Raw genomic sequence first — 11,643 nt, 5'->3', positions numbered from 1 at the left:
TGGCTGCGTGCCGCGAAGGGTTCGGCTCAGCGGTCGCGCCGGCGGGCGTCCTGTGGCACTGGCGTAAAGTTCCGGCTGGCCAGGTAGCCGGGGCGGGGTTTCGGCGCGGCGTAGGGCCGGCCCAGTGGGTTGTCCACGCTGTTGTAGACGATGAAGAGATTGGTCCGCGGGAACGGTGAAACGTTACCGCTCGAACTGTGCAGGCAGTTGCAGTCGAACATGACGGCTGAGCCGGGTGCTCCGGTGAAGGACTCGATGCCGTTCCGCTCTGCCAGGTCCGTCACCGCCGCCCGGTCCGCCGGGCCGGCCGGCAGGTTCTTCCCCAGGAGCGAGAGCTTGTGGTAGTCGACCGGAGTCTCGCCCACGGAAGGGACGAACGTGCGGTGCGATCCAGGAATGATCATGAGCGGTCCGTTGACCGGAAGGTTCGCGCTCAGGGCGACCGAGAAGCTGAGGGCACGCGGCACGGGCATCCCGTCCTCGGAATGCCAGGTCTCGAAGTCCGAATGCCAGCCGAACTTCGAGCCGTCGAAGGCCGCTTTGTAGTTGACCCTGGTCTGGTGGACGTACACGTCCGAGCCGAGCACCTGCCGTGCCTTGTCGGCCAGCGCCCCGGAATGGACGATCCGGGCGAACACCTCGCTGAGCTCGTGGACTTCGAAGACCGAGCGGATCTCCGCGGAGTCCGGCTCGGGCGCCAAGCGTTCACTTCCCCGCAGGTCGCTGTCCTGGCCGATGCGCCGGAGCTCTTCCCGGCACCTCGCCACGTCCTCGGGCGCGAGCAGCGCGCCGAAGGCGAGGAAACCGTCACGCCGATAGGCCGCCACTTCGTCGGTGCTCAGCGGACCATCCGCCCCCTCGCCCCACACCACGGGGTGGCGGCGGTCGAAGGGCAGCGATGCGGTGACGTAGCGCGTGGGGTACGGATCATTTGCGGAACGGGCTGCGGAGGCCATCGCCTCTTCCCTCTTTTCTCGCAGGCGTCAGGACAGCTGTGGCCGCAGCGCCTGCGTCGCATTGGATTCCGCTGCTTAGTTTCCCGGAGGAGCACAGGGAAAAACATGGGCGGTGCGTAGGGATTTCATCTTCGGAGGTCGAACACAGCATGCGTCTCAAAAGGCAGCGCATTTCGGCATGCCGTGTCAATGGAGCCCGTGTGTGACCGTCGGAGGCGGGCAGCTGCATTCTCTCAGCGGCGCCGCAGGAGACCCTTCTCCCGCCGGATGGGGGCGGTGGCGGTGCGCCCATTCAGGCTGGCGAGCCGGCGGGCTGCGGTGGACAGCAGGAGACACATGCCGATGTAACAGGGGCCGACCACCAGCAGTACGGGAATATATGGGTATCCCGTGGGCGTCGCCGTATTCTGGGCCAACAGCTTTCCCGCGTAGAGAAGTTCCTCATAGGTGATGATGAAACCCAACGAGGTGTCCTTCAACGTGACGACGATCTGGCTCATGATGCTCGGCAGCATGGAACGTACTGCTTGCGGAATGACGACCGCTCGCATCAGCTGGCCCTTGCGCATGCCCAAGGCGACGGCCGCTTCGCGTTGTCCTCGCGGTACGGCCAGGGCACCGGCGCGCAGAATCTCCGCCTGCGCGGCGCCGTTGTACAGGGCGATGCCGATCACCAGGGCCCACAGCGTCGGGGAAGCGAAGGTGGCCGCCAGCCAGGAGCCCGGACCGCCGAGGTGGTCACGGAGAGAACCGCCGATCGCGGTGACGGACGAGCGCAGCCACGCGGTGTTGTACAGAGCGAAGATCATGATGAGGAGCGGCATGGCCCGGAAGAACTCCACGAGCACGGTGGCCGGAACGCTCACCAGGCGGTGTACGGAGAGGCGGGTGGTGGCGAACAGAATTCCCAGAACGAGGGAGAACGCGACACCGAGAAGGAAGGCCTTCACAGTGTCCAGGATCCCGGCGAGAATGCGCCGCTGGACGCCCTCGTACGAGAACATCTGCCACATTGCCGCGGTGAATTGTCCGGCGTCGAGCAAGCGGAGGAACACGTAGGTGAGCAGCGCGGCGACACCTCCGACAACAACGACGCTGTAAATGGCGTGGCGGCGGCGTGCCCGTGGCCCGCGGGTGTCGAACAGGACGGAGGTCACCGGACCACCGACAGCCGGTGTTCAAGCAGCCGGAACACACCGCTGATGCAGGATATGAGTAGCAGGTAGGCCGCGGATATCCAGGCGAAGACGGTCAGGATGGCGTAGCCGTTCTCGACCAACGTCTTCTCCGTGCTGAACAGTTCGTAGACGCTGAATCCGCCGGCCAGTGCGGAGTTCTTGGTCAGCGTAATGAGCAGGCTGCCGACCGGTGGCACCACGGCCCGGCCCGCCTGAGGCAGGACTATGAGGAATACGGTCTGCGGAAAGGACATGCCCAGGCTGCGGGCGGCTTCGGCCTGTCCCGTCTCGACCGTGTTGACGCCGGATCTGAGTGCCTCGCAGACGAACGCGGAGGTGTAGCAGCCCAGGGTCAGCACTGCCAGGCAGAAGTAACTGAGCCGGGAGAGACCCAGCATGGGCAGGCCGAGGGTCACCGCGAAGAACAACAGGGTGAGCGGGGTGTTGCACAGCACGGTGACGGCTGCCGTGCCCAGCGCGCGCAGGGGCGGCACCGGGCTGACCCGGCAGACCGCGAGGAGAGTCCCCACCGTCAGGGCGAGCAGGGCGCTCAGGCCGGTCAGGGTCACGGTTCCCACGAAGCCCCGGAGGAACAGATCGGTGTTGTCCAGCAGCACGTGCACGTGTGCCTCCGGGATCCACGGCCGGCGGCGGTTCCGGCAGTTACGGGAAGGAGATCGGTCGATGGTGGGGGAGTGATGTCGTTGGTGGGGTAGCGGTGTCGTTCGGCGAGCAGAGGAAGGGCTCTTGCCTCGGCCTTCGAACTCCCCGGCACATGGTTCGGCCGGTCAGTAGCGTTGGATCCGCGGTGGGTGGGGGACCGGTCCGGTTCCTGACCGACCGAGTGTGTCTTCGTAGGCGCGTCGCCAGTCGCCGTTGGCCATGTGGTGTTCCAGGGCGTCGTCGATGGCGCTGCGCAGTACCTTGTCGTTCTTCGCCAGGCCCACGCCGTAGGGCTCCGTGGAGAAAGGGCGGCCGATGACCCTCAACCGCCCGCCGTTCTGTGCCGCGTATCCCTTGAGGATGGTGTCGTCGGAGGTCACGGCATCGGTCTCGCCAATGATCAGATCTTGTACGCACTGGGCGTAGCTGTCGTGGGAGATGACCTTGGCGCCGAAGCGGGGCTCTTGGATGCGCTGGTAAGGCGTGGAGCCGGTGACGCTGCAGACGGTCTTCCCCTTCAGGCCGGCGGGGCCGTTGATGTCGCGGTTCTCCTTCTTGACGAGGAGGTCCTGGCCCGCGATGTAGTAGGGGCCTGCGAAGGAGACCTGCTTCTTGCGCTCGTCGTTGATGGTGTACGCGGCGACGTAGAAATCGACGTCCCCCTGGGCGATGGCGGTCTCCCGGCCTTGGGGAGGGACGGTTTTCCAGGTGATCCGCCCGGCTGAGTATCCGAGGTCCGCCGCGATCATTCTGGCTATCTCCACGTCGAAGCCGACGCGTTGACCGGTCACCGGATCCTCGAAACCGAGGAAGGGGTGGTCGGACTTGACCCCGATGACGATTCTGCCTCTGGCTGCGGCACGGGCCAGGGAGAGGGAGCCGGTGTCGCGTGCGTGATGGCTGACCGGGTACGTGAGGCGCTGCCGGTCACCGCTCAGTAATGCCGTGACGCTGCCCGGCGGCGAGCCCTCCCGGCCGCATGCCACAAGTGCTGTGGGGACGAGCAGTGCGACGGTCACTGTGACGGTCGTCCTCAGTCTCAACTCGACTCCTCCGTGGGGCCGCCGCCACCGGCCGGCCGGGCCGCCTCGGTCTGCGGATGAAGGGCGTACATGACACCGCACTGCGCCTCTTGCACCGGCCGCGCGCTCTTCGACATCGAGGAAGTACGCGGAGCAGTGACCGCGATCCACCGATCGGATGGTCACATGCTCCAGCGTATTCCTGGGTTTTCGGTGAGCGCTTCCCGCGCCGGGCAACCACCTCTTCAGGTGATCGGGGTATTCCGGTTGACTTCATCTGGTGCGCCTGAGTGTTTCCGCGCAGCCGTGACGATGCGATGGCGCCCGTTCACTTGGTCTTGGTCTCATTGCCGTGTTGGTCGCACGGAAGGTCGGCGGCTCCATGTGCGTCGCGATATTCCTGAGTGGTCTCGTGTTCGACGTTCGCCATCGCCGTCGCTGGGATGGCCACTGTGCCGGCGAAGGGACGCTCGACGTCGTGAATGATGACCAGGGCAGTGGTCAGCAGGGCCGTGACCACGGTGATGGCGGTCAGGTGGGCCTTGTTGTTCTGGCGCGGCGTGGCGAGCCCCATGGCGGCCACGCTCACGGCGAGGCTGGCCAGCATGAACGCGAGGACGGTGTCCGGGATGGTGGGGGCGGACTCGGCCAGCCGGGTCTGCCGCGCTTCGGACCGGTTCTTGTTGGCGTTGGCCAGCAGACTGAACGAGGGGTGGCCGTCGCTGAGGTCTTTGAACGCCACGCGCATATCGGTGCTCCAGGCGTTGGGGGCCGTGGAGCCGTGTCCGGCATCCATGGCCGGCCACTCCTGGTGGCGCACGGCCCTCGCGTAGCAGACGACATCCGCGCGCAGACGCTGGCGCAGTGGGGCGGGCGTGTACTCGGCGACCTCGGCCAGGTTCTCCAGGGCGTTCGCCTCGGTCCGCACTGCTTCCTTGGCCTTGCCGTGGGAGGTGGATGCCATGGCGAGGGTGAAGGCGACGAGGAGGACGGTCAGGGTCTGGAGCGGGCCGACCAGGTCGCGGACGCGCAAGGATTCTTCGTTCTGAATCCCCAGACGCGGACGCAGGAACCGGTTGAGGGCGATGCCGACGCACAACGCGAGCACGGCCACGACGATGAAGATCAACATGATCGTGCTCTCCGCCGTCTTCCGCCGGTCGCGGTACCCTCGGCGGCCCCTGCGTTCAGGCGCCGTGTGCGTACCGGGCCGGGGTGCCCCACCGCCATGGTGAGTACGTCACGTGCGGGGTAGGCCATCTTGGTCTCACTTCCTCGGATCAGTACGGACCCTCTGTGGGCCGGTACCACGATCGTCCGGTTCCCCGGTGCATGGCGCTCGGTGGCTGCTCCGTCGGCGCGCGAGGGTCACCCCTGCGAGTGCTGCCTCGGCGGCCATACCGGTGAGCAGATGTCCCGAGCGGCCGGGCTCGGCCCACGCCGTGCCGATCCTGGGCTGCAGTCCGAGGCGATAGGGGGACGGATACGGGGCGCGCCGTGCGCGCCCGGCCACGTCACCTTCCGGGTGCTTCGGCGGGAAGCGCCGACGGCTGCCTCACATGCTCGGCGACCTGCGCGTGAGTCGCGTACCAGATGTCGTGATGCCCGGCAATGTGGTCGAGCAGCTCGTCGAGGACGACCATGCGTGACCGGTGACCGATGACGTGCGGATGCATGGTGAGCTCGAACAGCCCGCCCTCGGCGTACGCGGCATCGAATTCGTCCCGCCACAGCCCCAGAACCTGACGCGGCACGGTGTAAGGGCGCACCGCGGTGTACCGGTCCATGTTGAAGTAGACCGCGTCGTCGCGAATCCACTCCGGAGGAATCTCCACCAGCCCCGTCGGCTCGCCGTAGGAGAGGATTTCGTAGGGATCGTCATCGGCCATCAGGGACGAGTCGTAGGACAGGCCGAGGTCACGGGAGATGCCGAGTGTGTGCTCGCTGAAGTCCCAGGACGGCGTGCGGATGCCGACCGGCCGCTGACCGGTGATCTGTTCGAGGGTGTCGGCACACCGGAAAGCGAGGTCCCGCTCGTCCTCGTAGGCGAGTTCCATGTTGCGTTCGTGAATCCAGCCGTGGATGGCCACCTCGTGGCCACGCTCGGTGTAACCGCGGGCTTCGTCCGGGCGCAGCAGGGCGCAGACGGCCGGCATGAAGAACGTGGCCGGGAGGGAGCGCCGTTCCAGAAGGCGGAGGATGCGGGGGACACCCACCCGTGCGCCGTATTCGCCCTGTGCGAGCTTGCCCGGCAGCACCTGCCCGTCCCGCAGCGGAATCGTCTCGTGATCCGGGTCGAAGGAGAGCGCCACCGCGGCCTTGGCTCCGCCGGGCCATCGGGACGGCTTGAGGCTGCGTCCGGCGCGGACCCGTTCGACATGTCTGCGCCACTCGGCTTCTTCCCATGCCCAAGCGGGCTGCGCCGTTGCTTCCGTGCGGGTACCGGGCACGGTCATGGTCGGTCCTCACTCCCGTCCTGGGGTCCGTGAGATGCGCCAGTGAGGAGCATGTCAGCGCGCCAGATGGGTGTCAAAAGCGCAAATGCGCCATGTTGTGTGCGGAAATTGTCCGAAAATCGCCAACTGTTGCCCAGTAAGCTGTTGGCAACCGGAACGGTCTCTACCGCGGTTTCCGCTCTCCCCTGACGTGGGTTCCGATGGCCGGACGGTTCATCCATGCCCCTCCGACGACCCGACGGTCCAGCCGCGCCCGGGATGGAGAGCACCGCATGACGATCTTTGGCAGTACGGGGGCAGAAGACGCATCCACCGCCGCCACGGACAGCGGCAGACCGGCCGGCCCGCAGTCCCGACAGCAGGAACAGCGCGGCGCCACGCTCCTCGAAGAAGCCCGCAGCCTGGTACCTGACGCGGTCGGTCTGCGCCGGTCCCTGCACGCCTGGCCGGAGGTCGGGCTGCACCTACCGCGGACGCAGCAGCGTCTCCTGAGCGCTCTGGACGGCCTCGGACTGGACGTGCGTACCGGCCAACGGCTCTCCTCGGTGACCGCGACGCTCGACGGGGCGAAAGAGGGGCCCACTCTTCTGCTGCGCGCGGACATGGACGCGTTGCCCGTACGGGAGGCCACCGGCCTGGACTTCGCGTCGCGGGTGCCCGACGCGATGCACGCCTGCGGACACGACGCGCACACCGCCATGCTGGCGGGCGCAGCACAACTGCTGAGTCGGCACCGGGAAGAGCTGGCCGGACGGATCATCTTCATGTTCCAGCCCGGCGAAGAAGGCCGCCACGGAGCCCGCCACATGATCGAGGAAGGGGTCCTCACGGCCGGTGGGCGGGCGGCGGACGCCGCCTTCGCGCTGCACCTCATGCCCGGCCTGCCGAGCGGTACGGTCCGACTGCGGCCCGGCCCGCAGATGGCCGCCTCCGACAAACTGCGCATCGTCGTACGCGGACGTGGCGGCCACGCCTCCGCCCCGCACACCGCTGCCGACCCCATCCCCGTCGCCTGCGAGATCGTGCTTGCTCTGCATACCGCGGTCACCCGGAGGATCGCCGCCGACGACCCGGCGGTCCTCACCGTCAGTACCCTGTCCGCCGGCTCGCTCCCCGGCATCATTCCGGAGACGGTCGACATCACGGGAACCATTCGCACCGTGTCGCAGGCCGCCAGGGAACGCCTGCACGGCGCGGTCGCCCAGGTCGCCGAAGGTGTGGCCGCGGCGCACGGTACCGCGGCGGAGGTCACCGTCGAGCCGGGCTACCCGGTGACCGTCAACGACTCCGTGTTCGCCGGCTTCGTCCTGCGGGTGGCGGCGGACGTCCTGGGAGCAGATCGCGTCGAGGCGATGCCCGCCCCTGCCATGACCGCGGAGGATTTCTCCTATGTCCTGGCCGCCGTGCCCGGTGCGCTCGCGTTCCTCGGCGCGTGCCCGCCCGGTCTGACCCCCGACCAGGCCCCCGAACTGCATTCCAGCCGTCTCGTCATCGACGAGGACGCCCTCGCGTCGGGTATCGCCTGCCACGCCGCCGTGGCCCTGCGCTACCTGTCCGCCTCCGGTCAGGACACCGCCTCATGAGTGCTCTGGACATCCGCCCCGCCCGCCCCGACGAACTGGACACCGTGGAAGGGCTTTGGGTCGAGGCCAGCCGCTGGCTGGCCTCCAAAGGCAGCGACCAGTGGCAGTACCCGCCACGGCGCCGGCGCATGGCCGAGGCCATCCGGGCACGCGAATGCCACCTCGCCTATCGGGACGGACAGCTGGTCGGTACCGTCACGGTCCAGCAGAAGGGCGACCCCGAATGGTGGGCCGATGACGATCCGGCGTCCGCACTGTACGTTCACGACCTGGCGGTGAGCAGAGCCGCAGCCGGGCAGGCGATCGGCGCCGGGCTGCTGGACTGGGCGGGCGAGCTGGCCGCCGGGGAGGGGAAAACCTGGCTCAGGCTGGAGGCGTGGAAGACCAACCACCTGCTGCACCACTACTACTTGGCTCAGGGCTTCCAGCTGCTGCGCATCGTGGACCTGCCGCACCGCCACTCCGGGGCCCTGTTCCAACGACGTACCGAGCCCCGCACCGTACCGGCTCCCGGAGACAGTGGTACGGCGGGGTGACCTGCCGTGGCTGGACACCACGGCCTTTTCCGGCGGTGTCAGACGTCCGCGCCGAGCGGGCGCACGTACCGGTCCAGGACCGCCAGGGCCTTCGTCATCCCCGGTAATTCCGGCGCCGCCCAGGCTGCCGAGCACGCGGCCCACAGTGCGTCGTACGGGTCACCGTCCCCCTCCACCAACAACTCGCGGTCCCGGACCGAGGCCCGCCAGCCACCGCACGAGGACCCGTCCGGGTGCCGTGCCACGGCGCGGGCCGGCGCCAGCAGACCACGCAGGTCCGCTGCCAGGTGAGTGGGGCGTCGATGTGCGGGGGCCATCAGGAGTTCCTGCCACGTTGTGGCGCCTGTGAGTACCAGGAGACTGTCGTAACCGGCGCAATGCGCACCTTGGACATCGGTGTCCAGTCGGTCGCCGATCATCAGCGGGTGCCGGGCGCCGGTACGCGTCGCACCGTCGTGCAGCAGCGCGGCGGAAGGTTTGCCGGCCACGGTGGGCACCAGGCCGGTGGCAGCCTCGACCACGCCGATGAGGGCGCCGTTTCCCGGTGCGGTCCCGCGCGCGGTGGGTGCGTCGCGGTCGGCGTTGGTGGCGATCCAGGGCACTCCGCGGCCGACGGCATAACCGGCCTCGGCCAGGTCCCGCCAGCTCAACGACGGCGCGAAGCCCTGCACGACACAGCAGGGCCCGTCATCGGCGGACCGGACCGGCACCAGGCCACGTGCGCGCACCGCGGACAGTAGTCCCTCGCCGCCGATGACGAGCGCGCGAGCGCCCGGTCCGCAGCGCTCGGCGGCGAGGCGCGCGGCGGCCTGCGCCGAGGTCACCACGTCCTCCTCGGCCGCCGGCACGCCCAGCTCGCGCAGGTGCTCGGCCACCGTGCGAGGCGTACGGAAGGAATTGTTGGTGACGTAGGCCAGGCGCATGCCCGCTTCGCCGGCCCGGACCAATGATTCCGTGGCGTGCTCGACGGCACGGGGCCCGACGTAGACCACACCGTCGAGATCGAGCAGAGCGGCATCGTAGAGCCCGGCGAGTGACGTCACGCCGCCGCTCCGGAACCGCCATCGGAGCCGATGAGGCGGGCCAGCTCCCGCGTGGTGTAACCCCGCTCGAAGTGGCGCGGGTCGGACAGCATCAGGGAAACGAGCCGCAGGAGCAGGTGGGCGTACTCTTCCACCGGCCCCTCCCAAAGGGTGACGTCCAGCATCCACGGAGCGATGCCGGCCGGCAGGTCCGCCTTCCCCTCCTGTATCAGCGACTTGGACAGCTTGGCCCCCGACTCCGACAGGATGACCGGGGTGAAAACGCGCGGCGGCGGAGTCGCTCCCGCGTAACACCAGAACGCCTCGTCCAGGAGCCGGCAGCCGGCGGCCCAGTCCGCTCCCTTGACGATGACGGGAAGGGCGTCGTCGCGCGCGGCAGCGCGCTCTTTGACCAGGTTGCGATGGAGGGTCGTCGAACCGATGTACACCTGCGATTCCGGCGTGACGTCCACGGCGTACGTGCCGTGGTCAAGACATACGGCACGCGCTCGCGCCTGCCGCGTACCCGCCTCCAGCAACTCCGTACCTTCGCCGTGCTTCTGCGACCAGCCACACTCAGGGCAGGGGAAGCTCAAGGGCAACCGCCCGGAGGAGGGCGCCAGCACCCAGCGCAGCTCGTCCCTCAGGACGAGCGACCGCAGGAACTCCTCCCGGAAGACGGAACCCGACTGTTGTGCCGTGTAAGTCTGCACCTCATAGGGGACCCCGGTGGCGGCGGACAACGAGTCGAACAGTCCGCCGTAGTAGCGCCGTGTCAGCTCGCCGATCGCTTCCGGTCCGAGGGCGTGATGGTAGCTCCTCTCGTAGAGCGTGCCGGTACGCGCGCAGGTGCGTGTGTCACAGGCGGTGTTGTCCAGGGCGCCGAAACGCAGCACTGTCTCGACGCCGAACCGGTCGCGGGCGGCCTCGGCCAGTAAGAAGGCGGCGGTCTGCATCACGTTGGTGCCCACGTGGGGCGCACCGTTGATCTGCACGCCTGCATGGAGGGCAAGACGGTCGCGCCTGTCGGCACGCAATCGGGGGCGGATGAAGTCGGCGCTGTGCGTTACGGCGGTGACGGTGACGCTGACGGGGGAGACCAGATCAGGCGGGACCGGGTCCGGACGGACTGCGTTCACAGGAGCGTCCTTCCTCTCTGCGAAGGGGACGGGCCGCGTCACCAGTGGTGACGGACGGCCGCATGGGGCAGATCCAGGACACGCAGCGGAACGGGCACGTGCGGCGCGCCCGGCTCGTCCAGGGATTCGAGATGAGACGTACGCGAGCGCGCCGCGGCGCGGAGCACGGCCATCAGCCCGTCTTCCGTCAGCCGCGCACCGCTCCCGCTCAGGCGCCCGGCGTCCCTCCCGTCCACTCCGTCCCGGTGACAGGCCAGTCCGACGACGAAGTAGGACGGCTCCCGTCCCTCGGCCCGCCAGAGCACCGCCTCGCCCTCGCCTTCCAGGTCCAGTACCTGCTCCATGTGCGCGAGCGTGAAAGCCCCCAGCGGAAGTGGGCACAGGGTCACGGACTCGATGCGGTACCCGGCCCTCGCCAGCATCCGAGCGGCCTTGCGAGGACTGGAGTAGCTGCCGATCGTGAACGCCAGGTCACTGCCGAGCGCATGGGCGTGCCCGATGATCGCCGGCGCCCACTTCAACCCGTCCTGGGCGCCGCTGATCGACCGGCGCAGCGCGGCGGCCCCCTCGGTGAGCGGCACGTAGGGCGGATTGCTCGCCACGATCAGGGGCCGGTGCAGCGGGGCCGGGGCGGTGGCCAGCAACTCCCGGCTCGACAACAGGGAGAAGTCGCCCTGCGCGAATGTCACGGGCCCGACGCCGGGGGAGGCGTAGTGCGCACGTGCCCAGGCGACCGTTTCGGCGCCCGAGTCGACACCGTGCACTCGCACGGCGCCGGCCCGGGCCATCGCGGCCGCGGCGGCACCACTGCCCGAGCCGAGATCCAGTACGCAGCAGCCCTCCGAGAACAGGTCCGCGGCCACCCACACGCCGATCTCGGTGTCGGCCGGTTCGAAGAAGACGTACGAGGAGCCAGGAGGCACCAGGTCGCACTCCTGGAGATGCCGGTAGGCGGATACCCGGGTGACGTTGGACATGGAGCACCTCGATCCGTGAAGACGACGACAGGGGCGCGGGTAGGGCGGCCCAGGCGCCAGCAAACCGACGGGCCATCGCGGGCCCGCCCGGGCCCGCGATGGCCGGACCGG

General features: G+C 68.6%; 11 protein-coding genes. 2 read left to right on the top strand and 9 right to left on the bottom strand.

The features are described from left to right. Positions 1 to 26: 26 nt before the first annotated feature. The 6 genes from thpD to IF20_RS00420 all read right to left on the bottom strand — a co-directional run bounded on the left by thpD (position 27) and on the right by IF20_RS00420 (position 6,275). Positions 27 to 956, bottom strand: a complete 930-nt coding sequence (gene thpD / locus IF20_RS00445; protein WP_052862868.1) for an ectoine hydroxylase — start codon at positions 954 to 956, stop codon at positions 27 to 29. 233 nt (positions 957 to 1,189) lie between these two features. Continuing rightward, positions 1,190 to 2,113: an amino acid ABC transporter permease gene (locus tag IF20_RS00440; protein ID WP_110943651.1), complete on the bottom strand. Its 924-nt coding sequence runs from the start codon at positions 2,111 to 2,113 to the stop codon at positions 1,190 to 1,192. Then, positions 2,110 to 2,757 (bottom strand): amino acid ABC transporter permease, encoded by a 648-nt coding sequence (locus IF20_RS00435; protein ID WP_052862867.1) that lies wholly within the window; start codon positions 2,755 to 2,757, stop codon positions 2,110 to 2,112. Before IF20_RS00435 ends, IF20_RS00440 begins: the two co-directional genes overlap by 4 nt. 165 nt (positions 2,758 to 2,922) lie before the next feature. Continuing rightward, positions 2,923 to 3,840 (bottom strand): glutamate ABC transporter substrate-binding protein, encoded by a 918-nt coding sequence (locus IF20_RS00430; protein WP_052862866.1) that lies wholly within the window; start codon positions 3,838 to 3,840, stop codon positions 2,923 to 2,925. A gap of 307 nt (positions 3,841 to 4,147) precedes the next feature. After that, positions 4,148 to 4,951, bottom strand: a complete 804-nt coding sequence (locus IF20_RS00425; RefSeq protein WP_052862865.1) for a bestrophin-like domain — start codon at positions 4,949 to 4,951, stop codon at positions 4,148 to 4,150. 382 nt (positions 4,952 to 5,333) lie between these two features. Beyond that, positions 5,334 to 6,275: a polysaccharide deacetylase family protein gene (locus IF20_RS00420; protein ID WP_052862864.1), complete on the bottom strand. Its 942-nt coding sequence runs from the start codon at positions 6,273 to 6,275 to the stop codon at positions 5,334 to 5,336. 272 nt (positions 6,276 to 6,547) lie between these two features. On the opposite strand from IF20_RS00420, the gene IF20_RS00415 reads away from it, so the two are divergent. Then, positions 6,548 to 7,858 (top strand): M20 metallopeptidase family protein, encoded by a 1,311-nt coding sequence (locus IF20_RS00415; RefSeq protein ID WP_110943650.1) that lies wholly within the window; start codon positions 6,548 to 6,550, stop codon positions 7,856 to 7,858. Beyond that, on the top strand, positions 7,855 to 8,394 hold the full coding sequence (locus IF20_RS00410) for a GNAT family N-acetyltransferase (protein WP_052862863.1): 540 nt from the start codon (positions 7,855 to 7,857) through the stop codon (positions 8,392 to 8,394). Before IF20_RS00415 ends, IF20_RS00410 begins: the two co-directional genes overlap by 4 nt. Before the next feature lie 38 nt (positions 8,395 to 8,432). Here IF20_RS00410 and IF20_RS00405 read toward each other — a convergent pair whose 3' ends face one another. Genes IF20_RS00405 through IF20_RS00395 form a run of 3 tightly spaced genes read right to left on the bottom strand, consistent with a single transcriptional unit; the run spans position 8,433 to position 11,532 of the window. Next, a complete protein-coding gene (locus IF20_RS00405; RefSeq protein WP_052862862.1) occupies positions 8,433 to 9,437 on the bottom strand; it encodes an HAD-IIA family hydrolase in 1,005 nt (334 codons plus the stop codon). After that, the gene (locus tag IF20_RS00400) at positions 9,434 to 10,597 is read right to left on the bottom strand and encodes a hypothetical protein (RefSeq protein WP_199896420.1); all 1,164 of its coding nucleotides are present in this window, start codon (positions 10,595 to 10,597) and stop codon (positions 9,434 to 9,436) included. The genes IF20_RS00405 and IF20_RS00400 overlap by 4 nt, the downstream gene beginning before the upstream one ends. Next, on the bottom strand, positions 10,594 to 11,532 hold the full coding sequence (locus tag IF20_RS00395) for a methyltransferase domain-containing protein (RefSeq protein WP_052862860.1): 939 nt from the start codon (positions 11,530 to 11,532) through the stop codon (positions 10,594 to 10,596). The genes IF20_RS00400 and IF20_RS00395 overlap by 4 nt, the downstream gene beginning before the upstream one ends. Positions 11,533 to 11,643: the final 111 nt, after the last annotated feature.

This window comes from Streptomyces niger (genome assembly GCF_000718305.1).
GTDB lineage: Bacteria > Actinomycetota > Actinomycetes > Streptomycetales > Streptomycetaceae > Streptomyces > Streptomyces niger.
The sequence above is the reverse complement of the archived record's forward strand: the minus strand, read 5'-3'. Positions and strand labels throughout refer to the sequence as shown.